25 protein-coding genes are annotated in these 23,115 nt (G+C 67.4%); 9 read left to right on the top strand and 16 right to left on the bottom strand.

Annotated features, from left to right (window positions below; all coding sequences use genetic code 11):
• Positions 1-107: 107 nt before the first annotated feature.
• A complete protein-coding gene (locus BKA10_RS12560; RefSeq protein ID WP_183501194.1) occupies positions 108-923 on the bottom strand; it encodes a DNA/RNA non-specific endonuclease in 816 nt (271 codons plus the stop codon).
• A 42-nt stretch (positions 924-965) separates the two neighbouring features.
• Complete coding sequence (locus BKA10_RS12555) at positions 966-1,181, bottom strand: dodecin (RefSeq protein WP_183500197.1); 216 nt, start codon at positions 1,179-1,181, stop codon at positions 966-968.
• Between the two features lie 179 nt (positions 1,182-1,360).
• Here BKA10_RS12555 and BKA10_RS12550 point away from each other — a divergent pair, with 179 nt between their 5' ends.
• Together BKA10_RS12550 and BKA10_RS12545 are read left to right on the top strand one after the other, a co-directional pair.
• Positions 1,361-2,455 (top strand): hypothetical protein, encoded by a 1,095-nt coding sequence (locus tag BKA10_RS12550; RefSeq protein WP_183500196.1) that lies wholly within the window; start codon positions 1,361-1,363, stop codon positions 2,453-2,455.
• A gap of 72 nt (positions 2,456-2,527) precedes the next feature.
• The gene (locus BKA10_RS12545) at positions 2,528-3,550 is read left to right on the top strand and encodes an NADPH:quinone reductase (RefSeq protein ID WP_183500195.1); all 1,023 of its coding nucleotides are present in this window, start codon (positions 2,528-2,530) and stop codon (positions 3,548-3,550) included.
• Positions 3,551-3,627: 77 nt separating this feature from the next.
• Here the strand turns inward: BKA10_RS12545 and BKA10_RS12540 are convergent, their stop codons facing one another.
• The 5 genes from BKA10_RS12540 to BKA10_RS12520 all read right to left on the bottom strand — a co-directional run bounded on the left by BKA10_RS12540 (position 3,628) and on the right by BKA10_RS12520 (position 7,483).
• A complete protein-coding gene (locus tag BKA10_RS12540; protein WP_183500194.1) occupies positions 3,628-4,710 on the bottom strand; it encodes a hypothetical protein in 1,083 nt (360 codons plus the stop codon).
• The gene (locus BKA10_RS12535) at positions 4,707-5,171 is read right to left on the bottom strand and encodes an SRPBCC family protein (RefSeq protein ID WP_183500193.1); all 465 of its coding nucleotides are present in this window, start codon (positions 5,169-5,171) and stop codon (positions 4,707-4,709) included. Before BKA10_RS12535 ends, BKA10_RS12540 begins: the two co-directional genes overlap by 4 nt.
• 174 nt (positions 5,172-5,345) lie before the next feature.
• Complete coding sequence (locus tag BKA10_RS12530) at positions 5,346-6,362, bottom strand: arsenic resistance protein (protein ID WP_241740158.1); 1,017 nt, start codon at positions 6,360-6,362, stop codon at positions 5,346-5,348.
• Between the two features lie 87 nt (positions 6,363-6,449).
• Positions 6,450-6,797 carry a DUF2200 domain-containing protein gene (locus tag BKA10_RS12525; protein WP_183500192.1) on the bottom strand — a complete coding sequence of 116 codons (348 nt, stop codon included), beginning with the start codon at positions 6,795-6,797 and terminating at the stop codon, positions 6,450-6,452.
• Between the two features lie 26 nt (positions 6,798-6,823).
• Positions 6,824-7,483, bottom strand: a complete 660-nt coding sequence (locus BKA10_RS12520; RefSeq protein ID WP_183500191.1) for a VOC family protein — start codon at positions 7,481-7,483, stop codon at positions 6,824-6,826.
• Between the two features lie 70 nt (positions 7,484-7,553).
• On the opposite strand from BKA10_RS12520, the gene BKA10_RS12515 reads away from it, so the two are divergent.
• Positions 7,554-8,153 (top strand): YdcF family protein, encoded by a 600-nt coding sequence (locus tag BKA10_RS12515; protein ID WP_183501192.1) that lies wholly within the window; start codon positions 7,554-7,556, stop codon positions 8,151-8,153.
• Positions 8,154-8,200: 47 nt separating this feature from the next.
• Here BKA10_RS12515 and BKA10_RS12510 read toward each other — a convergent pair whose 3' ends face one another.
• The 3 genes from BKA10_RS12510 to BKA10_RS12500 are packed head-to-tail and all read right to left on the bottom strand — an operon-like array spanning position 8,201 to position 12,145.
• Positions 8,201-9,670 (bottom strand): APC family permease, encoded by a 1,470-nt coding sequence (locus BKA10_RS12510; protein WP_183500190.1) that lies wholly within the window; start codon positions 9,668-9,670, stop codon positions 8,201-8,203.
• Between the two features lie 37 nt (positions 9,671-9,707).
• On the bottom strand, positions 9,708-10,898 hold the full coding sequence (locus BKA10_RS12505; RefSeq protein WP_183500189.1) for an acyl-CoA dehydrogenase family protein: 1,191 nt from the start codon (positions 10,896-10,898) through the stop codon (positions 9,708-9,710).
• Entirely contained in the window at positions 10,895-12,145 is a 1,251-nt protein-coding gene (locus tag BKA10_RS12500; RefSeq protein ID WP_183500188.1) for an acyl-CoA dehydrogenase family protein, read from the bottom strand. The genes BKA10_RS12505 and BKA10_RS12500 overlap by 4 nt, the downstream gene beginning before the upstream one ends.
• 141 nt (positions 12,146-12,286) lie before the next feature.
• Between BKA10_RS12500 and BKA10_RS12495 the strand changes: the two genes are divergently transcribed.
• On the top strand, positions 12,287-13,678 hold the full coding sequence (locus tag BKA10_RS12495; protein WP_183500187.1) for an LLM class flavin-dependent oxidoreductase: 1,392 nt from the start codon (positions 12,287-12,289) through the stop codon (positions 13,676-13,678).
• A 104-nt stretch (positions 13,679-13,782) separates the two neighbouring features.
• Here the strand turns inward: BKA10_RS12495 and BKA10_RS12490 are convergent, their stop codons facing one another.
• Entirely contained in the window at positions 13,783-13,974 is a 192-nt protein-coding gene (locus BKA10_RS12490; protein ID WP_183500186.1) for a hypothetical protein, read from the bottom strand.
• Between the two features lie 44 nt (positions 13,975-14,018).
• Positions 14,019-15,209, bottom strand: a complete 1,191-nt coding sequence (locus BKA10_RS12485; protein WP_183500185.1) for a Fic family protein — start codon at positions 15,207-15,209, stop codon at positions 14,019-14,021.
• 115 nt (positions 15,210-15,324) lie between these two features.
• Here BKA10_RS12485 and BKA10_RS12480 point away from each other — a divergent pair, with 115 nt between their 5' ends.
• On the top strand, positions 15,325-15,489 hold the full coding sequence (locus BKA10_RS12480; RefSeq protein ID WP_206686884.1) for a type II toxin-antitoxin system VapC family toxin: 165 nt from the start codon (positions 15,325-15,327) through the stop codon (positions 15,487-15,489).
• 183 nt (positions 15,490-15,672) lie between these two features.
• On the opposite strand, the gene BKA10_RS12475 is transcribed toward BKA10_RS12480, so the two are convergent.
• On the bottom strand, positions 15,673-16,614 hold the full coding sequence (locus BKA10_RS12475) for a LysR family transcriptional regulator (protein WP_183500184.1): 942 nt from the start codon (positions 16,612-16,614) through the stop codon (positions 15,673-15,675).
• Positions 16,615-16,738: 124 nt separating this feature from the next.
• On the opposite strand from BKA10_RS12475, the gene BKA10_RS12470 reads away from it, so the two are divergent.
• The 4 genes from BKA10_RS12470 (at position 16,739) to BKA10_RS12455 (ending at position 20,159) form a co-directional block, all read left to right on the top strand.
• Entirely contained in the window at positions 16,739-17,731 is a 993-nt protein-coding gene (locus tag BKA10_RS12470; RefSeq protein ID WP_183500183.1) for a putative oxygenase MesX, read from the top strand.
• A 20-nt stretch (positions 17,732-17,751) separates the two neighbouring features.
• On the top strand, positions 17,752-18,819 hold the full coding sequence (locus BKA10_RS12465; protein ID WP_183500182.1) for a methionine synthase: 1,068 nt from the start codon (positions 17,752-17,754) through the stop codon (positions 18,817-18,819).
• A 7-nt stretch (positions 18,820-18,826) separates the two neighbouring features.
• A complete protein-coding gene (locus BKA10_RS12460) occupies positions 18,827-19,222 on the top strand; it encodes a tautomerase family protein (RefSeq protein WP_183500181.1) in 396 nt (131 codons plus the stop codon).
• Between the two features lie 223 nt (positions 19,223-19,445).
• Complete coding sequence (locus BKA10_RS12455) at positions 19,446-20,159, top strand: DUF2332 family protein (RefSeq protein ID WP_183500180.1); 714 nt, start codon at positions 19,446-19,448, stop codon at positions 20,157-20,159.
• Positions 20,160-20,720: 561 nt separating this feature from the next.
• Here the strand turns inward: BKA10_RS12455 and BKA10_RS12450 are convergent.
• The 3 genes from BKA10_RS12450 to BKA10_RS12440 form a co-directional block, all read right to left on the bottom strand.
• Positions 20,721-20,924 carry a DeoR/GlpR family DNA-binding transcription regulator gene (locus BKA10_RS12450; protein ID WP_183500179.1) on the bottom strand — a complete coding sequence of 68 codons (204 nt, stop codon included), beginning with the start codon at positions 20,922-20,924 and terminating at the stop codon, positions 20,721-20,723.
• A 453-nt stretch (positions 20,925-21,377) separates the two neighbouring features.
• Positions 21,378-22,016: a beta/alpha barrel domain-containing protein gene (locus tag BKA10_RS12445; protein ID WP_183500178.1), complete on the bottom strand. Its 639-nt coding sequence runs from the start codon at positions 22,014-22,016 to the stop codon at positions 21,378-21,380.
• Positions 22,013-23,041 (bottom strand): sugar-binding transcriptional regulator, encoded by a 1,029-nt coding sequence (locus BKA10_RS12440; RefSeq protein ID WP_183500177.1) that lies wholly within the window; start codon positions 23,039-23,041, stop codon positions 22,013-22,015. The genes BKA10_RS12445 and BKA10_RS12440 overlap by 4 nt, the downstream gene beginning before the upstream one ends.
• Positions 23,042-23,115 lie beyond the last annotated feature (74 nt).

Here is a 23,115-nt window from a genome sequence, read left to right as displayed (position 1 = left end):
CCTTAGTACCGACCCGGATGCTGCGTCCAACCTGGCCCATAAGTTGCCTTGGCACCCGCGTGGACCGACCCGCCTCGTCGCCGGCTGTGCAGGAGGCGAGGCCCGCGTCAGCCGAGACGGATGTCGGCGGGGGTGCGCAGCGGGATCCAATCCGGGGTGTCGCGGGCGCCGGGAGCACTGAGGATGTCGGCGGCGACCAGTGGACCCAGATCGACCGCGGCGAGCTCCTCGATCTCGGCGAGCGCGACCTGGAAGGTGCGGAAAGCCCCCAGCGGAGGCACCGCGCGAGCGGCGACGACCGGGGCGACGAGCTCCGATTGGTCGAGGACGAACCCGGTGGCGGTGACTCCGGCATCCGGATCCACCCAGGCGGCCACCTTCCAGAATCGAAGCGGGATATGGATGCCGCGGTACGGCGGGTCAGCCGCCGCCAGCACCGGCGCAGTGAACACCGAGAGCCGCAGATCCTGGATCTCGGCGTACTCGAGCACGTGGTCTTCGAGCCCGAGCCACAGGTCTTTGGACTGGTTGAAGCCCGCGACCTGGGGGGCAGCGTTCGTGTAGACGAATGTCGCCACCGTCGCCGCCCGAGCCTCGTCCCGCTCACCCCAGCCGGGATCGCGCCGGCGCACGAGGTGACCGCGATCGAGGTCGTTGCGTTCATACACGTCAGGCCCTGCCTGCTGATCGCGTTCGATGCGACGCTCGAGGCGCCACGAGCCGCTGCGCGCGATGTCGAGCAGGGTCGCGCCATCGATGTTCACGCCGGTGACCACGGCGAGCCGCCGGTCGAGGTCCTGCATGACCGAGAACCGCGGATAGCCGAGCAGGGCGGTGCTGCGAGGTGCCGTCGGCGACGGGAGCGGCACGTCGACGCCCAGGAAGTCCGCGTCATAACCGGCCGGCGGCGGCCCGGCATCCATCGACATCTCTGCGGCAGGCGGTGCGCTCAGCGCCTCCTCCACTCAGCTCACATCGTCGAGCCGGAAGCCGACCTTCAGCGTGACTTGGAAGTGATGGATCGCGTTGTCTTCGAGGTGGCCGCGGACGGACACCACCTCGAACCAGTCGATGCCGTGCAGCGTCTGGGCGGCCCGGTCGAGCCCGCTGCGGATCGCTGCATCGACGCCGTCGGGAGATGTGCCGACGATCTCGGTGACCCGATACGTGTTGTCTGGCATGAGTTCCTCCTCGCCGCGGCGTTCGCCACGTGGGCTCACCCTAACCGCGCGGTGTCCGCCTGGCCATACCCCTGGCGTGCGGCACACGATCACCCTCCGGGTGCGATTTTCTGCCGTCGGTCCGTCGCTATGCTCAGCGCAGTTGCGCACGTGCGGCACGCCGCAGAGCGGAGGGTCTGATGACTGAGGGGGAAGCCGTGGCATCCACCCGGCACGACGCGGCGTCACAGACCGCACAGACGCCGCCTCGGCTCAGCGTGGAGTCACTGGCCATCTACGCCGCCTTGGCTTCGGGCGTGATCGGGGCGATCACCGGGATCATCGTCGGCCTGGTGCTGCCCCCGCTGCCGCTGTCGGGAACCTCGTCGTTCGGCAGCGTCGCCGCCGTCGCGGCCGGCGTGGTCGCGGCGGTCGCGGGTGGCGTCGGCTATTGGCGCGCCCGCGGGATGCCGGGGCAGGAATGGCGGCAGAGCCTGTCGACGGTGAGGTTCACGGTCAACACCGTGTCTGTGGTGCTCGTGCACGTCGTCCTCGCCATGCTCAGCACGATCGCGGTGTTCCTGATCCTCAGCCTCGGGTTCATCGGTCTCGAGATCAACCTGCTGTTCTGGGCGGCCGTGCTCATGGCGGTCGTCCTCGGGCTGAGCGCCTACCTGACCTTCCTGTCGGTGTCACGGATCACCACCCAGCGGATGTCGTCGCTGCTCATGTCGTTCGTCGTCATCGGCACGTTGACGTCCATGGTCACCACGACCGATCCGCTGTGGTGGGAGACCCATTTCAGTCACCTCGGCACCTTCTGGAGCCTGTCGAGCCTCATGTTCAACGGCACCCTGGTCATCGGCGGCCTGCTCGTCACGACCTTCGCCGTCTATCTCGCCAACGACATGCGCGCACTGACAGACCGCGGCATCCTGACGCGCGAGTCGAGCCCGCAGACCATCTCCACGATGTTCGTCATCATGGGCGCCATGCTCGCCGGCGTCGGGCTGGTCCCCGTCAACATCAGTCTGCTGATCCACAATCTCTGCGCGAGCGGCATGGCCCTCATGTACATCGGCATGCTCGTGGCAGGGCCACGGATACTTCGAGGCATGCCCCGCGTCTACTTCGTCGCGTCGTGGGTCTTCCTCGGCGCGGTGCTGGGCTCCACGGTGCTGTTCGTGACCCGGTTCTTCACCCTGACGGCCTTCGAGATCGTCGTGTTCGCGCTGATCTTCGGATGGATCTCGGTCTTCATCCGCTTCCTCGGGGTCGCCGGGCAGCGCGACTGACCGACCGCTGCCCGCGGACGCCCCCCGGTCGGCCCCACTCGCGGCTATGGGACGTTGAAGTACGGTGCCGGTATGAGGTCCATCGTCTACTCGTCGCACGGCGACTCGTCCGTCCTGTCTCTCGTCGATCGTGAGATGCCCGTCCCCGGCCCCGGCGAGGTGCGGGTGCGCATCGCGGTGTCGGGGGTGAACCCCACCGACTGGAAGTCACGGGCCGCGACGGCGCGACTCGATCAGTTCGCCGAGATCGTCCCGAACCAGGATGGGTCAGGGGTGGTGGATGCCGTGGGCGCAGACGTCACGGAGCTCGCGGTCGGCGATCGTGTGTGGCTGTATCTGTCGCAGCACGGGCGCCCGACCGGGACTGCTCAGGAGTACACCGTCGTCCCCGCGGTGCGCGCGGTGCGGCTTCCCCCCGAGGTCGATCTCACGACCGGTGCGACGCTGGGCGTGCCCGCGATCACGGCGCACCGAGCGCTGACGGTGCATGAGCACGGGCCGTCGCGGCTGGCTCCCGGTACGCTGACGGGCCGCACCGTGCTGGTCGCCGGCGGCGCGGGGGCCGTAGGACGCGCGGCGATCCAGCTGGCCCGGTGGGCCGGAGCCACGGTCCTGACGACGGTGTCGTCGGCTGAGAAGGCGACACTGGCCCGAGCGGCAGGGGCGCACACCGTCATCGACTACCGCACCGAGGACGTGATCGCCCGGGTGCACGAGGTCGCCCCGGACGGCGTCGACCACATCATCGAGGTCTCGATCGCCGCCAATGCAGGTCTGGATGCCGAGGTCGCGGCGAACTCGGCGAGCATCGCGTACTACGCCGACGAGGGCGGCACCAGCTTCACGATGCCGACGCGCCCGTCCTTCGCGAAGAACCTGCGTATCCAGGGCGTGCTGCTTTACACGGTGGCACCCGACGCCTGGGCGGCGGCGGCCGAGGACATCACCGCGGCGCTGAGCTCCGGCATCCTGCGCACCGGGGAGGACGTCGGGCTGCCGCTCACGTGGTTCTCGCTCGATCAGGCAGCTGCGGCACACGTTGCCGTGGAGGGCGGCACCATCGGAAAGGTGCTCATTCGCGTCGCCGACCTGTGACGTCTTCGGTCTCATCGAGCGCGTGAACCTCGATCAGACCGAGGTGGAGATCACGTCGAAGCGGGGCTCCGCGGTGCTCACGAGTCGGCGGGCGCGCCCGTGTCGCGGAGCGAGTCCATCGCCGTCCGCAGCGCCGTGATCCCCCGTTGTTCATCGTCGGCGATCGTGGTCACGAGGGCCGCCAGCTGCACGAGGTCGAGGGTTCCGCGGCGCGCGCCGGTGACGATCTCGTGCCACCGCTGCGCCGAGCGGTCGAAGGCATCGGCCGCATCGAGGTGACCGCTGTCACGCAGTAGGCGGGCGAACAGCGGCCGGCCCGCGGTGGGCGCGGTGTACTCGGTGTCGATGCACTGCACGAGTCGCGTCTGCCAGACAGTGGGATCGGCGAACGCCTTCGCCCATCCGTCCCCGCCGGTGTCGGTCACGCGCTCCGCCCATCGGCGCAGTCCGCGCAGCCCGAAGTTCACGTCGAAGGCGTTGCCGAGGACCGGCTCGGACATTCCCGCGATCGTGGCCCGCAGCCCGCTCGCGATCGCCGGGCGGAGGTCAGCGGGCAGGCGTGCACCGTGATCGATCACGAGAATCGGATGCCTTCGCCGCGTCGCGGTGTATGCCGCGAGGAGCGCGTCCGGTGCGATGCGGGCATGCGCACCGGTGCCGTCGAAGATCCGGATGTGCTCTCCGTCGGGGAGGGCGAGCACGACGCACTCCTCCCGCTCGGTGAGCGGATCGCTCGTCAGCCAGGGGACGGCGCCGCAGGCCACAGGGACGACCAGCGGTCGCTCCTCGCCGAGCAGTCGGCCGAGCTCACGCTTCCCCACTGTCGCCGTGTGGTCGACGCCGAGCCGCTCGAGGATCGCCGGCGCCCACGGCGCCGGATGATGCTGACAGACGAGTGTCAGCAGCGGCTGCGGGGAGTCCTGGTACCGGAACAGGGCATACATGAACCCGATCCCGCCGCCGACGCCGTAGGCCGCCACTGGATCGAGGGTCATCCCCGACGCATTCAGCAGTGCGACGACGATCGCCGACGCAGGATGTGCGTCGCTGCGATGTGCCGGGTTGCCCGCCTCGAGTTGCGCCGCCGCCTGCGCGTAGGTCTGTCCGGTGCGGCCCATCTGCGCACGGACCCGTCTCTTGAACGCCTTTCGCTCGGTCATCGGGCGCCGCCTTCGATCGCGCGTGCGATGTCGGCGAGATCGGCGCGCATCGCGTTACGGCTGGCGTTGCTCCCTGCTCCGGAGAAGATCCCGAGCATCACCCGGGCCAGCCAGTTCCGCGGGATCCCGCGGAACGTGCAGGTCAGCCGCGAGGCATCCGCCCCGAGTGGTTCGACTGTCCAGGTCGTCACGTAGTCGAAGCCGTGCCCACCGCCTTCGGTCGCATACTTCGATCCCGGCTCGACTGCCGTGACAGCAAGTCGCTCCGACCCCGTGTGGCCGCGGATGACGCGCGTCTGCGTCCACGAGAGCCCGACGCGCATCGAAGGATCATCCCCCTCGATCGCGAGTGCGGTCATGCCGGAGAGTATCTGCGGGAGCGCTCGCACGTCAGTGACGACCGCCCAGACCGCTGCCGGCGGAGCGTCGATGTCGAGTGACTCGTTGATTTCGTCGTTCATCGTCTGTCCATTCCGATGCGCGGCGGAATCGACCCACGCCTATCCCACCGGCATCCGCTGAACGTCGAACGAAGCGAATCCGTCTCCGCGATGACCGAGCCACCTCTGCCGTCGTTCGGCATCGGACGTGGGCCGATGCCGGGCACGCGGGCGGAGCGTCCGCGCCCGGCAAGTTTAGCGCGCGAGCGGTCCGTCAGCGTGGGCGGTTCGGGTGCGCGGGTCGGCGCGGATGAACCGCGGCACCAGCGCGACCATCACGACCATGGCCACCAGCTCCACGAGCGTCTGCGTGACGACGACAAGCGGGGTGAGCGAGAAGGATGCCGGCAGGGCAAGGGCCAGGGGAAGGACGACGAGCGAGTTGCGGGTGACACCGCTGAACGTCACGGCGCGGCGCGCCGGCACGTCGAGGTGCGCGACCCGGCCGATCACCGCGCCGAGCACCGCGGCGATCGGCACGAACACGACGTAGAGGGGGACGACGGCGAGCAGCCGGCCGAGCGAACCGGTGACCGCGAAGATCTGCGACGCGACGACCACGGCGAGTGTGATCATCATCAGCGGCACCATCGCCGCCGACGCGCCGCGCGCTATCGCACGGCCGGCGCGCGATCGTTTCGCGAGCAGCTGGGTGAGCGCCGCCAGCATGAGCGGCAGCACGATCAGCAGCAGGAACGCTGCGACGAACGGCTGCGGATCGATCGCGCCGACGACATCGCTGCCGGCCATGAGCCAGAGGTAGAACGGCAGCAGCAGGATCTGCAGCAGCATCAGCAGCAGGGTCGCGGCCAGGAGCCGGTCACGAGCGCCGCCGGCGAGCCCCGAGAACACGATGACGTAGTCCACGCAGGGCGTGAGCAGCACGAGCAGCACGCCGACGAGCAGCGCCTCGTCGTGCGCGACGAACCGGCTCAGCCCGAACACGATGACGGGTACGAGCACGAAGTTCAGTGCGACCACTGCAGCGAGGAAGCGCCAGTCGCCCAGGGCGCGCCCGATCGCGGCGAACGGCACACCGAGGAAGGTGGCGTACAGCAGCAGCCCCAGGACGGGGGCTATCGCCGGTTCCAGCGGGCCGGCCACACCCGGCGCCGCCAGCCCGACAATCGCACCGACGACGAGCGCGGCGAGATAGAGCACGACTTGATGACGCTCCCACCATTCCACCGCGATCCGCATGCCTCCCAGCATGCCGTGATTCGACACCGCGGCGAGCCCGCGTTAGCGTGCGCGCACATCGGACCCCACGGGCAGAGCTTCCAGCGCCTCTGAGCGAGGTCAGGCCGGGACGCGGAGGACTTTCTCCATCTTCTTGCCCCGGGCGAGCTCGTCGACGAGCTTGTCGAGGTACCGGAGCTTCTGCATCAGCGGATCTTCGATCTCTTCGACGCGGATGCCGCAGACCACACCGGAGATGAGTGACACGTTCGGGTTGAGGTGCGCTTGCGCGAAGAAGTCCTGAAACGTCGTGCCGTCGGCGAGGTGCCGGCGCAGCGTCGCCTCGTCGAACCCGGTGAGCCACTCGAAGACCTCGACCAGCTCATCCTCGGTCCGTCCCTTCTTCTCGAGTTTGGCCACGTACATCGGGTAGACCGACGCGACGCTCTTGGTGAAGATCCGGTGCATGCTTCCAGGGTACGGCGGCCTCGCGATCACGTCTCGGGCTGTGCAGGCTTCGCACCATCCGGCCACGACACGATGCACACCCGGTTGCCGGCCGGGTCGGAGAGGATCCAGCTCGACGGCGCGTCGGAGTCGTCCACGATGCGGCCACCTGCGGCGAGCGCGGCCGCGATGCGTGCTTCAGCGTGCTCTCGCGCAACCGACACGTCGAGGTGCATCGCGTGTCGCAGCGGCTTCGCCTCGTCGAGCTCCTGCATCCACACCACTGAGCCGTACCCGAGCGGATCGACGGCGTTGTCGTCGGCGGCAGCGCTGTAGCCGAGCACGGCCCGCCAGAACGGCAGCGCGATCGCCCCGGGCTTCGCCGCGATCGCAAGCTGCACCTCGTCCACCGCCGCGCGGTCTGCCACCGCGCGTTGGTCACGAGCAACCGCCGAGATCGCCCGTGCGAGATCGATGTGGTGCTCTTCCAGGCTCCACATGTCTCGAGTCAGACGCACACTCAGCGTTCCTGCCGTGAGCGTCAGCACCGCGGCATCCGTCCCCGGCACCCGCGTGACCGCCTCGGCGAGGTGCGCCGCCTCAACGAGCGACCCCGTTCGGAAGACGGCCGTCGCGCCGCCGTGCAGCACCACCCAGTCATCGACGTCCTGTGCTGCGAGAAACGCGCGCCAGCCCTGCTCGCTCATGTTCGCCTCCTTGAGGGAGGGTAGTGAATCGCTCGACATCACGGTAGGGGTCCGTACAGTCGAAGATGTGATGCTCCGCCGCGGACTCGTCGTATCGGCCGCTCTCGGTGCCGGCGTGCTGCTCGGGGGCGAGTGGGAGCACTGGCGCGCGAGCCGGCGGCTGCTGGGCGCCCATCCCGGCGCGGGCGACCGCCGCGCGATCGTGGTGCTCGGGTACGGCAACCGCGGCGCCCGCGCGAACTGGGTGAATCGATACCGTGTGCGCGCTGCGCTGCGTGCCCTCACCGCTACAGCCGACGACGTGCTGGTGATGTGCGGCGGCAGCGTCGAAGGCCCCGTGCCCGAGGCGGACATCCTCGCGCGGCACGCCCGCGAGCTCGGCTACGCCGGGCCGATGCTGCTCGACCGCGAGAGCCGGACGACCGAGGAGAACATCCGCAACGCGATCCCCCTCATCGAGGACGCCGACCGGATCGTCATCGCCTCCGGCGCCGTCCACGCCGAGAAGGCCCGGGCGCACCTCTGGCAGCAGCGTCCCGACCTCGCCGAGCGGCTCGTGCGCGGTCACGAGTACCGGTTCGGCGAGGTGACGCTGATGAAGCCGATCGAAGCGGTCATCGGCAGGCGTCGGATGCACCGCGCGGCGGCGAGGAATGCGCCGACCGGCTGAGTGGATGCCACGACACCGCGCGCTCGCCGGGCCCGCCGCTCCCGGGGTTACTCGAGTTCGACGCCCTTGCGGAAGCGCGCCACGATCGGACCGGCCGCGAACGCGGCGACGAACAGAGTGATGATGCCCCACGAGAACGGGCCGTACCCGTCTTCGCTCACCAGCACGGGCAGGTTGATGAAGACGAGCACCGCGAAGATCGCCAGGCCGATCAGCCCGAGGCCCGGGGCGATGAGGGTCTTCCAGGGGCCGAGCGTGTTCGGCGTGCGACGGAAGATGACGAGCACGGCCACGCTCGTGATCGTCAGCAGCAGCACGATGCCGACCGACGAGATGCCGCCGAGCCAGGTGTAGAACTGCCCGATCGGGTCGAGGCCGAGCAGCACCGCGACGACGATCAGCACGGCGACGGTGATCGATGCCGTGAGCGAAGCCCGTGCTGGCGATCCCTGCGTGTGGTGCGCGACGCCCAGCGGCTGCGGAAGCACGCCGCGACCGGCGAGCGTGAAGATGTAGCGCGACGCGATGCTGTGGAACGACAGGATGCACGCGAACAGGCTCGTCACGAACAGCACCTGGATGATGTGGGCGCCGGCCGTGCCGAGGAACTGCTCCGTGGTGGTCGCCAGGATGGTGCCGGCGTTGTCGGTGGCGTTCTGCACGATGGTGCTCTCGCCGTTGGCCGAGATCAGCACCCAGCTCGACAGCGTGTAGAACGCGCCGATCAGGATGAGCGCGATGTACGTGGCGCGGGGGATGGTGCGCTCGGGATCGCGCGCCTCATCGCGGAACACAGCGGTCGCTTCGAACCCGATGAAGCTCAGGATGGCGAAGAGGATCGCGAACCCGGGCGCTCCCGAGACGATCTGCGCGGGGGTGATGATGCCGGTGGAGAAGCCCTCGGGGCCACCGCCCGAGAAGATCACCGCGGCGTCCAGCGCCAGCACGATGAGCACTTCCGCGATCAGCAGCACCGCGAGCACCCGGCCCGACAGCTCGATCTTGAAGTAGCCGAGCACGCTCACGACCACGAAGGCGACCGCGGCGTACACCCACCACGGGATGTCGGGCAGGCCGTAGCTCTTGAGCAGCTCGTTCGCCCCGGGTCCGAACAGGCCGAAGACCCCGGCCTCGAGCGCGAGGTACGAGAGCAGTGCGGCGAACGCGGCTCCGAGGCCGGCGCCGCGGCCGAGGCCTCGGTCGACGTACGCGAAGAACGCTCCGGCCGACTTCACGAACGGCGTGGCATTGGTGAAGCCGACGGCGAACAGCAGCAGCACCGCCGTCACGACGATGAACGTGAACGGGAAGCCGGCGCCGTTGCCGAACGCGATGCCCAGCGGCACCGGGCCGCCGATCACACCCAGCGGAGATGCAGCCGCGACGACGATGAACACGATGCTCGCGACGCCGAGGGAGCCGCGCAGGCGGCGCCGATCGGGGCGGGCGGAGTCGCCGATGAGAACGTCGACACCGCCGTCCGGTGCCGGGTTCGCGGTGATGGTGGTGTCGGCCATGGCGGCCTCCTTCGGGTGAGGGTTCAGTGCTGAGGGGTCATGCGGAAGCGGAGCGCGGTACGCCGATCGCCCATTCATAGGGCGGCTCGGCACCATTGACGATGGCGTCGCCGATGATCCGCGCCTTGAACGCGGCGGGGTTGTGACTTGCGACCGTCCGGGCGTTGCGCCAATGCCGATCGAGGGCGAGCGACGTGCTGGTGGCGCTCGCCCCGAGCGCATCGAACAGCCGAGTGGCCGCGTCGAGGGCGAGCGGCGCGACCGTGAGCTGCGCCTGAGCGGATGCCAGTTCGGCGGCGCGCTTGGCCGCATCGCGCGTCGCCGCGTCTCCGCCTCGCGCGTCGTACGCCGTCTGCAGAGCGGATGCCGCGTGCAGCACGGTCGCCTCGGCCGCGAAGGCGTCGGCCTCGATACGTCCGACGATCTCGAGGATCTGCGGGTCGTCCCGGGTCTGGGCGGCGTTTCCGTGGCTGAACGTGCGGGCCCGGTTGGCGACCTGGTCGGCCGCGTCGCGGGCCGCGGCTCGGGCGATGCCGGCCTGCACCGCCACGAGCACCAGCTGATACAGCGAGGTCTGATACGCGAACCGCTCGCCGAAAGGATGCACGTGCTCGATTCGCACGGGGGCGCCATCGAACACGGCGGTACCGCTACCGGTGAGTCGCTGCCCGAACCCGGTCCAGTCATCGGTCACGGTGACCGCGTCGGTCGCGGTCGACACCAGCGCCGCCACCTCGGTGCCGTCGGGGGTGACGGCGGTCGCGTCGATCCACTCGGCGAAGATCGAGCCGGTCGTGTAGTACTTGCTGCCGCTGATCGCATACCCGTCTGCCGTCTCGGTGAGCCGGGTCGCGGTGTCGCCGAGCGCCACGTTGCCGATCTCGGTGACCGCGTTGCCGACGAGCTCGCCCGCGGCGAATCGGCGCAGCCAGTCGTCGCGCTCGGGCGACGGGGCCGCGTTCAGACGGTCCTCGACGAACGCGATGTGACCGCGCAGCGCCTGTGGCACGTGAGGATCGACGGCTGCCAGTTCCACCAGCAGCGCGAATAGCTCGGGCAGAGTGGCGCCGTCACCACCGAGCTCCTCGGGGACCCGCACGCCGGTGAAGCCCGCGCGTTTGAGCGCGGCGATGGCTTCGAACGGCAGCTGCCGTTCGAGCTCGCGCTGCAGGGCACCGGCGGCGATCGACGCGAAGACGTCGGCGTACTTGGACGACAGCGCGCTCATGTGTACAGGCTCACCGGCTGGACGGTGCCGCGCAGGAAGTGCGCGCCGACCTCGATCCGCTTGTAGTCCACCGGGTCGTGCAGGCTGTGTGTGCGGATGTTGCGCCAGTGCAGGTCGAGCCCGGTAGCGCTCTTGGTCGAACTGGCGCCGGTGAGTTCGAAGACACGGCCGGCCACATCCAGGCCGACTTCGGTGGCGACGACCTTCAGTCGCGCGACCGCAAGTTCGATGGCAGCGCGGTCGTCGGCGGTGGTGGCGTGCCCGAGCGCGACCACTTCGTCGTACTGGCGACCCAGCCTGTCGGCGAGCGCCTCCACCGCCGTGGTGCGCGACACCAGCTCGCCGAACACACGATGGGTGATCGGGTCGTCCGCGTAGCGGTCGACACCGGAGAGGAACCAGGAGTTGGGCCGGGCGCGCGTCAGCTCCGCCGCCTGCGCCAACGCACCCTCGGCGATGCCGAGGTAGATGTTCCCGAACAGCAGCTGCACGCCCGGCGTCACCACGGACGAGAACGGCTCCTCGGTGTCGACCCCGATAACATCGGCATCCGTCACCAGGACGTCGGTGTACTCCACGCCCCCGCTCGCGGAGGCGCGATAGCCGATGTTGTCCCAGTCGCCGAGGTGGGCGATGCCGCCACGGTGGGCGTCGAGAGCGAGCACGAGGAACTGCCCGTCACGTGCGCCGCCTTCGGCCACCGCCCCCGCCACGATCACATCGGCCACCGCCGCGCCCGTTGCGAACGCCTTGCGGCCGTTCAGCAGGTACCGGTCGGTGTCGAAGACGAGCGAGAGATCGGGGCTGACCGGGTTGAACGAGTCGGCCCACACCGCTCTCAGGCTCGCGCTGCGGCGCAGCACGTCGCGCGTCACCTCGGCATCGGTCCCGTAGAAGATCGCACATGCCTGGTTCAGCCAGCTGTACCCGAGGATCTGCGCGACCGACGCGTCCACTCGCGCGATGATGCGCGCCACGGTGAAGGCGGTCTCCCAGTGCGCCCCGTGCCCGCCGAGTTCGACCGGGACGAGCAGGTTCGCCAGCCCGGCGTCGCGCAGCAGCTGCACCGGTGCGACCGGCAGCGCGTTCGCGCGGTCGCGCTCTACGACGTCGGCGGCGAGCGCGTCGGCAACCTCTTGTGCCACGGCGCTCCACCGCCCGAGCTCGTCGGGCGTGGCGGCGCCGTGCCACCAGGTTGTCGGCTGTGACGAGCCCAGGGCAGGCGAGGGGGATTCGGCGATGGTCATGATCAAGGATGATGGCGCATCATGGCCTGCGCGATCTGCGGGTGTGACCTTTCGTAACGCCGCGTGACGCCCGATGTCGGTCCGTTTCCGGTCCGGTCGACGCAGCACCAGGATGGGCCTTCGAGAAAGGTGGCATCCGTTATGAGCACTCGCCCCATCCGGTTCAATGCGTTCGACATGAGCTGCGTCGGTCACATCTCGAGTGGCCTCTGGCGGCACCCCGATGACCAGGCGCAGCGCTACACCGACATTGCGTACTGGACTGAGCTGGCGAAGTTGCTCGAACGCGGCCGGTTCGACGGCGTGTTCATCGCCGACGTGCTCGGGACCTACGACGTGTACGCGGGGACGGCCGACGCGGCCATCACCCACGGATCCCAGGTGCCGGTGACCGACCCGCTGCTGGTCGTCTCCGCGATGGCCGCTGTGACGGAGCATCTCGGCTTCGGCGTGACCGCAGGTACCGCCTACGAGCACCCCTATCCCTTCGCTCGGCGGATGTCGACGCTCGACCACCTCACGAAGGGCAGGGTCGGTTGGAATGTCGTGACCGGCTACCTGCCCTCGGCCGCCCGCAACATGGGCCATGACGACCAGGTGGAGCACGACCAGCGCTACGACATCGCCGACGAGTACCTCGAGGTGCTGTACAAGCTGTGGGAGGGGTCGTGGGAGGACGACGCGGTGCTGCGCGATCGCGAGACCGGTGTGTTCACCGATCCGGCGAAGGTGCACCCCATTGAGCATGACGGCGCCCACTTCCGGGTTCCCGGCATCCACCTCGTCGAACCTTCGCCGCAGCGATCGCCCGTGATCTACCAGGCCGGCGCATCTGCGCGCGGCATCGCCTTCGCGGCCGAGAACGCCGAGGCGATCTTCGTCGCGGCTCCGTCGAAGCGGACCGTCGCCACCCAGGTGCGGCAGATCCGTGACGCCCTCGAGGCCGCCGGCCGCGACCGCTATGCGGCGCGCATCTACACGATGGCGACGGTCATCGTCGACGAGACGCCCGAGAAGGCACGCGCCAAAGAGGCGGAGTACCTGTCGTACGCCAGCGACGAAGCAGCACTCGTGCTTATGTCGGGGTGGATGGGCGCTGACCTGTCGACCTACGGTCTCGACGACCCGATCGGCGACGTCAAGAGCAACGCGATCCAGTCGCTGGTCACCTCGCTCAAGGAAGAAGCGGATGCCGGTGACGAGTGGACCATCCGCACCCTTGCCGAGCGCGGCAAGATCGGCGGGTTCGGCACGCGGATCGTCGGGTCCGCCGCGGAAGTCGCCGACCAGCTCGAGGCCTGGGTCGCCGAGACCGACGTCGACGGCTTCAACCTCAGCTACGCCATCACCCCGGGCACCTTCGAGGACATCGTCGAGTTCGTCGTGCCGGAACTGCAGCGCCGCGGGCGCTACCAGACCGACTACTCGCCCGGCACCCTGCGCCAGAAGCTCCACGGCCGCGGCGACCGGCTGCCTGACGAGCATCGGGGGTCGAGCTATAAGGTGGACGCCCGGGTGTCAGTGGGGAACTGACACCGATCCTCATCCACGATTTCCGCGCAGCGACGTTCGAGCTACGCGCTGTCGCCTGCGGGGGTCCATGACGAGCTTGATCGCCTCGGGTGGGTACTTGTACTTCACGAGCAGCCGCGTGATCGACGCCGCAGATTCTGCTCGACGCCATCCGGGTCGACGTAACTCAGCGGGTACCCGCTCACGAGGTACTGATGGATGCGGTGGTTTTCGGTGATCGCATCTTGCGACGTCGGCGACGCGATCTCGGCGACCGCCTGCTCCCGCCAGCGGCTGCCACCCGGGCGGCTCGCCATCAGGTCAAGGGCGTCGCTCTCTCAGGCGGACTCGGAGAGGGCGGTCATCGTGGTCCTTCCGTCGACTCCTGGCCGAAAGCTTTTTCGCTGGAGACAGCCGACCACACCTCTGTGGCCACCCACCTCTCGCGACCTCCCCGTCCCCAGCGTCCCGCCGACCGCAGCCAGCCGCGTGCCTCGGCGCGCCGGAGTGCCGCGGACGCGGCCGGGCGACTGACACCGGCATGACGCATGACGGCCGCGACTGTGACGACCGGGTTTCGGAAGATCAGATCCACGACCGACGTGAGCGCGGAACGATCGTTGATGGTCTCTCGCCGGTAGCGTTCCCGGACCGCGACCAGGGCACGGATACGTGCGGCGGAGTGATTCGCCTGTTGCTCCACTCCTTCGCAGAAGAATTGCAGCCATTCCTCCATCTCGCCGCGTTCGCGGACTGCCTGTAGACGGTCGTAGTACTCGTCGCGATTGCGCTCGAAGTATCCCGAGATCGGCAGAATCGGCGCGCTCAGCACACCATCGGAGATGAGGAGGAAGCCGATCAGCAACCGGCCGATGCGACCGTTGCCGTCGAGGAACGGATGGATCGTCTCAAACTGGTAGTGCATCAGGGCGGCGCGCAACGCCGGCGGCATCGTCGACGGCTCATTCACGAAGCGCTCCCAATCCGCGAGGAGCTCTCCGATTCTGTCGTGATGCGGCGGGATGAAGCGCGCGGTCTCAGGTCGGGCGTTCGGCGATCCGATCCAGACCGGTGACCTCCGCAGCTCGCCCGGGAACTTCTCCTCGCCGCGCACATTGGCGAGCAGGGTGGCGTGCAGGGCGCAGAAGAACCGCTGCGTCAGCGGCCAGGCATTCATCAGATCGGTGCCTTGAGCGGCGGCGTCGAGGTAGTTGCTTACCTCGCGGAGATTCTCATCTTCGATCGGCTCATCGACGCTCGCGGCGCTGAGCACATCGCTGAGGGACGCCCGAGTCCCCTCGATGCGCGAGCTCGAGAGCGCTTCCTGCATCATCGACGGCCCCAGTAAGAGTTCGGGGTCATCGATCAGCATCGCGAGGCCCGAGAGCCGACCGAGTGCCAAGTCTGCTCTCGAGACGGCCGCCATCGACTCAGCGGTCAGCGCAAACTCACGAGGGATCGACACAGGGAGGAAGTACGGGTGAGTCCACGCGCCTGTCGGATTCTTGGTGATCTCGCCGAAGCGTTCATTGATGTAGAGCTCGGTGCGCATGACTCTCCTTTCTTATTCCCGTAGAAGATGAAAGCCAAGACGCGAGAAGCTTACTTCTTCACTGCAATCTGCCAAGGCTCATGCCTTCGAGATCCGCTGCTCGGCCGTCTTGCGGATGACGGCCCTGCTCGACCACGTGCGGCGCGCCGGGGTACCCCGTGGCGCCCATGATCTGATCATCGCTGCCCACGCGCGACAGACCGGGCGGCGCGTCGTATCGCTCGACGTCAAGGCTCGTTTCGGCGACCTGCCCGGCGTCGGCGTCGCCGGGCAGGGATGACCAAACGACCCGCAAGCCATCGTGTGACCTGGCCGGCACGAGTCGAGGCGCTCGGCCCGCCGGCCAACACTCGCTGCGGTGTGATGGCGAGCAGGTCGATCTCTGACCCACGTCGGCGGCGGCACCCATCACGAAGCCACACCGCATCGCGTACCTTGTCGGCGCGGGGCTGCTGAGGCAACGCTACCCGAGCAGCGCCACGCCGAACCCGGCCACAACGGCCCGCAGTTCATCGAGGTAGCGCTGTGCCTGCTGGGTGAGCGGGATCGCCGAATGGCCGATCCAGCCGATCTCGATGCGTTCGTCGACGTCAAGCGGAATGGCGACGATCTCGGGATCGAGGTCGTCGCTGATGATGCCCGTCGAGATCGTGTAGCCGTCGAGCCCGATCATGAGGTTGAAGATGGTGGCACGGTCGGAGACCCGGATCTCCCGCTTGCTCGACAAGGTGGAGAGAATCTCCTCGGCGAAGTAGAACGAATTGTTCGCCCCCTGGTCGAAGGTCAGGCGCGGCACGTCGGCGAGATCGGCGAGGGCGACGCGATCCCGCGCGGCGAGCGGATTCTTCCGGGATATGAAGATGTGCGGCTCGGCGAGGAAGAGCGGGTGGAACGCAAGACCGGAGTCCCGGAGCAGTTTGTCGATGACGTTCCGGTTGAAATCGTTCCGATAGAGGATACCGAGCTCGCTGCGGAGGGTCCGGACGTCCTCGATGATGTCCCAGGTGCGAGTCTCACGCAACGAGAACTCGTATTCGGCCGCCCCGCTGCTCCTCACCATCCGGACGAACGCATCGACCACGAACGAGTAGTGCTGCGCCGAAACCCCGAGCAGGCGGCGCGAGGGTGGCCGCCCGAGGTAGCGCTGCTCGAGGAGCGCTGCCTGCTCGGTGACCTGCCTGGCATATCCAAGGAACTCTGCGCCTTCGTCGGTGAGGGTCACCCCGCGGGCAGAGCGGACGAGCAGGGCGCGGCCCACGCGGGTCTCGAGGTCTTTCATCGCCGCCGACATGGTCGGCTGGGAAACGTAGAGCAAGTCGGCCGCGGCGCTGATCGACCCCTCCGCAGCGACCTCGATGAAGTAGTGGAGCTGCTGCAAGGTGAAACTGCCTGACGCCCGAGCCATAGCTACAGACTATAGGGATGCATAGTCACAATGAGTTTGTCGATGGGTGCGATGTGGCCGCACGATGGCTGTACCGATTTCCGCAAGGCCGAGCCCGGCCGATCAGCCACCGGATTGGCCACTCATGGCGAACGACTTCACGTTCAGCATCACCACCACCCGCTTCGACGAGGACTACTCGCCGTCGGACAGTTCGCGGATCACCACGAACTTCGCCAATCTGGCCCGAGGCGAACACCGCCAGCAGAACCTCCGCAACGCCCTGGCGATGATCGACCACCGCTTCAACGATCTCGCGCACCGGGACAACCCGAACCGGGACCGCTACACGGTCGAACTCGAGATCGTCTCCGTGGCGCTGCAGTTCACTACGCAAGGCGCTGATCAGGGCTTCCCGCTGCTCGAGATCCTCGATGTCCAGATCGTCGATCGACACACCGGCGAACGCCGCCACGGGATCGTGGGCAACAACTTCTCGTCCTACATCCGCGATTATGACTTCAGCGTGCTGCTGCCGGCGGCAGGTGAAGGTGCGGCCGGGTTCACCGTCCCCGCCGACTTCGGCGAACTCCACGGCAGGCTGTTCCAGCACTTCCTCGACTCGGCCGCGTACCGCGAACGCTTCCCGCTGCCGCCCGTGATCTGCATCAGCGTGTCGACGAGCAAGACGTACCGTCGGACCGAGTACCGGCATCCGGTTCTCGGGGTCGAATATGAGCAGGAAGACTACTCGCTGACCGACGCGTACTTCGGACGCATGGGCATGCAGGTCCGATACTTCATGCCGGTCGGCAGCGCCGCTCCGCTCGCGTTCTACTTCCGCGGCGATCTGATCGGTGACTACACCGACCTGCAGCTCATCGGCACCATCAGCACGATGGAGACGTTCCAGAAGATCTACCGACCCGAGATCTACAACGCACACTCGCCCGCTGCGAGCATCTACCGACCGAGCCTGGAGCAGCAGGACTACTCGCGGACGCAGATCGACTACGACCGCGTCGAGCGCAATCAGCTCGCGAAGAAGCAGGGAAAGTACACGGAGGAACACTTCATGAAGCCCCACGGGAGAGCACTCGAGCAGTGGGCGGCCGACTACCTCGCTCCCGTCCGATGACGACCGGAGAGTCGTCGATCATGCCTACGCTCCTGCCCACCGCCATCGTCGGCAGCCTGCCGAAGCCGTCGTGGCTCGCCGAACCGGAGACCCTCTGGTCTCCGTGGAAGCTGGAGGGTGATGCGCTGGTCGAGGGCAAGCGCGATGCGCTGCGCAGCGCAGTCCACGAGCAGCGCCGGCGCGGCATCGACATCATCAGCGACGGCGAGCAGACCCGCCAGCACTTCGTCACGACGTTCATCGAGCACCTCACAGGGGTCGACTTCGAGCAGCGTGAGACAGTTCGAATCCGCGATCGATACGACGCGAGCGTCCCGACCGTCGTCGGCGCTGTGAGCCGCGAGAAGCCGGTGTTCGTCGACGACGCGAGATTTCTGCGCCAGCAGACCGATCGACCGATCAAGTGGGCGCTCCCTGGCCCGATGACAATGATCGACACGCTCTACGACCGCCACTACCGCAGCCGCGAGAAGCTGGCGTGGGAGTTCGCGACGATCCTCAATCAGGAAGCGAGAGAACTCGAGGCGGCAGGGGTCGACATCATCCAATTCGACGAGCCCGCATTCAACGTGTTCCACGATGAGGTGCGGGACTGGGGTGTCGCGACGCTAGAGAGGGCGACCGAGGGACTGCACGCGGAAACCGCCGTGCACATCTGCTACGGCTACGGCATCAAGGCGAACACCGACTGGAAGGCGACCCTCGGATCCCAGTGGCGGCAGTACGAGCACTCGTTCCCCCTGTTGCAGCGGTCAACCATCGACATCGTCTCGCTGGAGTGCCTCCACTCCCATGTGCCGATGGAGCTCATCGAGCTCATCCGCGGCAAGAAGGTCATGCTCGGGGCCATCGACGTGGCGAGCGATTCGATCGAAACTCCGGAGGAGGTCGCCGATACCCTGCGGAACGCGCTCAGGTTCGTCGACGCGGACAAGCTCATCCCGAGCACGAACTGCGGAATGGCCCCGTTGTCTCGGGACGTTGCACTTCAGAAGCTGAGCGCGCTCAGTGCGGGCGCAGCCATCGTCCGCGAGGAGGTCGACGATACGGTGAGTATGGCTTCACAGCCGATACTCGGCACCGGATAATTGCGGGATGCCAGCTGTCCTGATCGAAGTCCGCCGTCGGTACACCCAGGCAGAAGAAGCCGAAATCATGGCGGCGGTTCACCGAGCACTCGTCGCCGCCTTCCGAATCCCTCAGGAGGATCGGAACGTTCGGCTCATCGTTCACGAGCCGCATCGCTTTTCGTGTTCCGCTGATCTCTCGCACCCCGAATATCGAACGATCGTCACGATCGATTGCTTCGCGGGTCGATCAGCCGATGCGAAGAGGCGTCTCTACGCCGGGATCGCCGACGAGCTCGAAGGCCTGGGCATTCCGCGCGATCATGTGTCGACGATCGTGCACGAAATCCAGCTGGAGAACTGGGGCGTCGGCGGCGGACACGCGGCCAGCGACGTCGATCTCGGATTCACCGTAGACGTGTGAACTGAACCTCAGTCGGTCCGCACGATGGCAGGGAGCGTGGCCTCGAAGCCGTCGGTCACAGTCAAGTGCAGGAACCACTTGAAGATGTCCACGGGGCCGCCGTGGGAGTCGGGGCCTCGAACGAGAGATGTCCACCCGGATGCGGCCAGATTTCGGCTCGATTTGTCCACGGCGCCGACCGCGAGGATTCGGACGGTGGGTCGGCAGCGTTATCGTCGCCGGTATGACCCAGGTTCTTGCTGACGGCTACCGACGATTTGCCGAACTGGAAGCCACCGGGGTCTCGGAGATCTACTTCGACTGGGCGTCAGGAATCGCCGATGACCCGACCGTGTTGGAATTGATCGCCGCCCTACCTGGGATCAAGGGACAGCCGAACCTCGTGTTCGCCGCCGCCCGATTCGTCGGTGCGCCTGTCGGCTCCTACGCCGAGTTCCGCGACTGGATCGTCGAACACTGGGAGTCCGTGGTCCCCGTGATCCTGGCCCGCTCCACCCAGACCAACGAGGCCGCGCGCTGCGCCGTGCTCCTCCCAGTCCTCGAGCGGCTGGACGGGCCGCTGTCCCTCATCGAGGCCGGGGCTGCCGGCGGACTGGTCCTCTATCCCGATCGCTACAGCTATCGCTACGTCGTGGACGGCACGACGGAGCGCCTTACCCTCGACCCCTCGACCGGGCCGAGCCCGGTCGAGCTGCCCTGCACGATCGACGCGACCAGCGTGCCCACACGTCTCCCCGAGGTCGCATGGCGCGCGGGCGTCGACCTGAACCCGATCGACGTGGCGGACCCGGACCAACTCGCCTGGCTCGAGACGCTCGTGTGGCCGGAACACCGGGAGCGACGTGAGCGCCTCCACCGCGCGGCAGCACTCGTGGCCGCTGACCCGCCTCATCTCATCGCTTCGAGCGACTGCGGTAGGGCGGCTTCGCCGCGCTGATCTCGTCGTCAGAGACTCGCGGACCTCAGGGCGGCCATCAGTCCCACCGGCACTGCGTCACCGTAGCGAACCTGACCCGCAGCGATTCCGGCGGCGCGAGCATCCTGTAACGGTCAGTTTTTCAATTTGCTGCTCGTCGTTCCCATTCGTGAGGATCCCCACCCGTTCGCCACGACTACGCAGATTGGTGAGAACCTCCACTACCCCGGAAATGCGCGCCACGCGCGGCGGTAGTAGACCAGATACCCGTCGAAGACCTCATCGAGACCATCGTCGTCTCGGGGAGTCTCGGCGCCGAGGATTCCAAGGAAGGCCCGCAGCCGAAGCCGTCGTTGCTCAGCGAACAGGATCCGACCCGCCAGCCGGCATCAGAGTTCAGGGTCGCCCGCACGCGGATGCCCGCCATTCGGTTTCACCGAAGCACGCCGTTCCCGGCGAGCTGCGTAAGCACGGCCGCGAGCTGCAGAAGAGCGGGGAAGGCGACGGCGATCGCGATCACGCTTTCAGCCTACGGCTGGAGTGCCCCGCCCTCCCCAGATGTCGTCGACCGCTCATAGGTCCTCAAGGAACGTCGACGACATGGAAGACAGCGTCGGTGTGTTCCTGGAGCGCCTCGATCTGCTCGGGGCCGGCGGCGGCATCAACGATGATGTCGTCGAAGTCCGACAACGGGGCGACCTGATAGAGCCCCTGCCCCGTGAAGCGCGTTGCGTCGAGGAGGAGCACCCTGCGATCGGCGATGCCGAGCAGGACGCGTTTAGTCATTCCTGCCTCGTAGTCGGGGTGATAGAGCTGGCCGCCTCGGACCGCGGTGGAGGTGGGATCCCCTTGACACGCCCTCCATTGGGAACCCCGGCGCTCAGCTCTGCTCACTTGTCCCGGACCAGACGCCGGCAGGGCGCGTTGGGCGACGAGGTGGACGGGCGGCGCTGAACGCATCGAGATCGCATTCGAAGGCCGCATCAACTGATGTCGCCAGACCAGATCCACCGCTTCTAGGACAGACCCAACTCTTCGTATTCGCTGTCGGATCCCGATCGACGTTGCGCGGAATGCGGCTGATTCCACGCTAGTTTGCGTAGTTTTCGGTCCGCGCGACCGCGCTACTTTGCGAATTCCTACACAGTGGCCATCGGGTGGATGGTGAGCGCCTGTTGCAGTGTGCCGATCGGGCCGTGGCTGTCGTGCAGGGTGAAAAGGAGTACCGGCTCCTTTCCGTCATAGCGTCGTTCGTGTCCCGTCGCCGTTCTCAACAAACGAAGCTAGCCACGCGCGCGGGTCCTCGGCAGAAGTCAACGCAGTTCCGCTGACTATCCAGTTCGCGCTGTGCGCACGGGCGGCTTGACCTCTGCGGTGGTTGACGCTCCCGTCGATGCCTCGGAGGGGGTGGCCGACCACTCCATCGAGAAGCGATAGTCGGTCCTCGAGAAAGCTCGTCCCGGCATTGCCGGGCGCGACGGTCATCACCAGGACTGCGATGTCGTGGGGGAGGTCGGCTGGCAGAGCGCTGCCGGGCGAGATCGCGACCCCTCCCCGCGCGCCGGATAGAGCGATCCGCTCGATCGATTCACGCCAGTGCGGACTTTCTATGTGGACGACGACGAGTTCGCAGAACGCTGTCCACGCATCCAGCTCGCTGCGTGGGTCTGCGAGCATCAGGTGCGCTTCCGAGCGGACGCCCGTTGCCTGGGCGATGTCGTGGGCGAAGTCGGCGGTGAAACCCCCTGCAGGCCCCATGGTGCCGTCAGCGCGGTCCCAGTGCCACACCTGCAGACCGGCCTCGGCGAGGCGAACGGCTTCGCTCCGAACGTGTTTGGGCGGGACGGACCATAGCGATCCTCCGATCCTCAAAGTCACGCGGCGTCCCCAGATCGCGGCGATGCGGCGGCGAGTGCCTCGATCGCGAGGGCGTGGTCGGTCACGAGTCCTGTGATCAGCCCGGCACGGGTTACGGCGGCAACCGCTCCCGCTTTCCGAGCGCCGGCAGCGACGGCGAGGACGCGGGGAATCGCCCGGAGCTGCGCGGTGGACACAGCGATTGTCCGGTCCACGAAGTCGTCCGCGATCTCGACGCCATCCGCCGCCAGCAGCGTCGCAGATACTTCTGCTACTACCCCTCTTGCCACGAGAGCCTCACGCTCACCCGGCGGTAAAAACTCATAGAGCTGCGAGTCCGGCGGGTTCCACGAACCGACCGATACGAGCGCGGTCGTCACGTCCGCGAACATCGCGAACGCCCGCGCGATATCCGGCTGTTGGCGGAGGGAGCGCGCAGTCTCGGCGGTCTCCACGACGAGCGGCGCGAAGATCGGATGCGCAGACCCCCCGGAGTTCTGGGCGATGAGGCGGACGAGCTCGACAGGCGACTGGCCAACATCAGATCCAGCTGCCCCGGTCAGCTGGACGATCGACATTCGCGGCAGGCGGGGAAGCGCCGCCGTCAGCGCGCTGAGAGTACGACCCCACGCCATCCCAAGCACCTCGCCGTCGCGGAGCGTCGAGCTGACGAATTCTGCGCCGGCCGCGGCGACTCGTTTGCGAACCTGTTCCGTGTCGCCGTTGGCGTGTACGACGACGACTTCAGCAAGTCCGAGGTGCTGCGCGAGTTGCTGGGAGAGGTCCCAGTCGACAGCGCCATCGTCGTTGAGAGTTATCGTGACCAGCCCTTGCGCGCGCGCCAGATCCAGCATCCTTGCCACCTTGAACCGTGAGATTTGAAGCTCCGCGGCGATCTGGATCTTGCTCTGATCCTCGAGGTAGAAGCGGCGTGCGACGGAGAGCAACTGGCTGCGCTCTTCCACGGTCAGCTCATCGGATTGGTTCGACCGTCCACGCGCCAAGAGAGGGCTTCCCTTCCTGAGAGGTTGCGGTTTCGTCTTCATGACTCTACTATTGCACATATGGGCGCAATTGCCGCTCAAATGAGCGAACTAGTTTTGACCGATACGCCGGGAAC

It is taken from the genome of Microbacterium invictum (assembly GCF_014197265.1).
GTDB lineage: Bacteria > Actinomycetota > Actinomycetes > Actinomycetales > Microbacteriaceae > Microbacterium > Microbacterium invictum.
This window is presented reverse-complemented; position numbering and strand designations above follow the sequence as displayed.

Coding starts and splice junctions, on each gene's coding strand:
- BKA10_RS12535 (WP_183500193.1), bottom strand. CDS start 5,171: ATGAACGACGAAATCAACGAGTCACTCGACATCGACGCTCCGCCGGCA.
- BKA10_RS12515 (WP_183501192.1), top strand. CDS start 7,554: ATGCTCCGCCGCGGACTCGTCGTATCGGCCGCTCTCGGTGCCGGCGTG.
- BKA10_RS12550 (WP_183500196.1), top strand. CDS start 1,361: ATGACTGAGGGGGAAGCCGTGGCATCCACCCGGCACGACGCGGCGTCA.
- BKA10_RS12525 (WP_183500192.1), bottom strand. CDS start 6,797: ATGCACCGGATCTTCACCAAGAGCGTCGCGTCGGTCTACCCGATGTAC.
- BKA10_RS12450 (WP_183500179.1), bottom strand. CDS start 20,924: ATGACTAAACGCGTCCTGCTCGGCATCGCCGATCGCAGGGTGCTCCTC.
- BKA10_RS12555 (WP_183500197.1), bottom strand. CDS start 1,181: ATGCCAGACAACACGTATCGGGTCACCGAGATCGTCGGCACATCTCCC.
- BKA10_RS12545 (WP_183500195.1), top strand. CDS start 2,528: ATGAGGTCCATCGTCTACTCGTCGCACGGCGACTCGTCCGTCCTGTCT.
- BKA10_RS12540 (WP_183500194.1), bottom strand. CDS start 4,710: ATGACCGAGCGAAAGGCGTTCAAGAGACGGGTCCGTGCGCAGATGGGC.
- BKA10_RS12475 (WP_183500184.1), bottom strand. CDS start 16,614: ATGGCTCGGGCGTCAGGCAGTTTCACCTTGCAGCAGCTCCACTACTTC.
- BKA10_RS12485 (WP_183500185.1), bottom strand. CDS start 15,209: ATGCGCACCGAGCTCTACATCAATGAACGCTTCGGCGAGATCACCAAG.
- BKA10_RS12500 (WP_183500188.1), bottom strand. CDS start 12,145: ATGACCATCGCCGAATCCCCCTCGCCTGCCCTGGGCTCGTCACAGCCG.
- BKA10_RS12455 (WP_183500180.1), top strand. CDS start 19,446: ATGACCCAGGTTCTTGCTGACGGCTACCGACGATTTGCCGAACTGGAA.
- BKA10_RS12505 (WP_183500189.1), bottom strand. CDS start 10,898: ATGAGCGCGCTGTCGTCCAAGTACGCCGACGTCTTCGCGTCGATCGCC.
- BKA10_RS12495 (WP_183500187.1), top strand. CDS start 12,287: ATGAGCACTCGCCCCATCCGGTTCAATGCGTTCGACATGAGCTGCGTC.
- BKA10_RS12560 (WP_183501194.1), bottom strand. CDS start 923: ATGGATGCCGGGCCGCCGCCGGCCGGTTATGACGCGGACTTCCTGGGC.
- BKA10_RS12470 (WP_183500183.1), top strand. CDS start 16,739: ATGGCGAACGACTTCACGTTCAGCATCACCACCACCCGCTTCGACGAG.
- BKA10_RS12530 (WP_241740158.1), bottom strand. CDS start 6,362: ATGCTGGGAGGCATGCGGATCGCGGTGGAATGGTGGGAGCGTCATCAA.
- BKA10_RS12520 (WP_183500191.1), bottom strand. CDS start 7,483: ATGAGCGAGCAGGGCTGGCGCGCGTTTCTCGCAGCACAGGACGTCGAT.
- BKA10_RS12440 (WP_183500177.1), bottom strand. CDS start 23,041: ATGAAGACGAAACCGCAACCTCTCAGGAAGGGAAGCCCTCTCTTGGCG.
- BKA10_RS12460 (WP_183500181.1), top strand. CDS start 18,827: ATGCCAGCTGTCCTGATCGAAGTCCGCCGTCGGTACACCCAGGCAGAA.
- BKA10_RS12465 (WP_183500182.1), top strand. CDS start 17,752: ATGCCTACGCTCCTGCCCACCGCCATCGTCGGCAGCCTGCCGAAGCCG.
- BKA10_RS12510 (WP_183500190.1), bottom strand. CDS start 9,670: ATGGCCGACACCACCATCACCGCGAACCCGGCACCGGACGGCGGTGTC.
- BKA10_RS12480 (WP_206686884.1), top strand. CDS start 15,325: ATGACGGCCCTGCTCGACCACGTGCGGCGCGCCGGGGTACCCCGTGGC.
- BKA10_RS12490 (WP_183500186.1), bottom strand. CDS start 13,974: ATGGCGAGCCGCCCGGGTGGCAGCCGCTGGCGGGAGCAGGCGGTCGCC.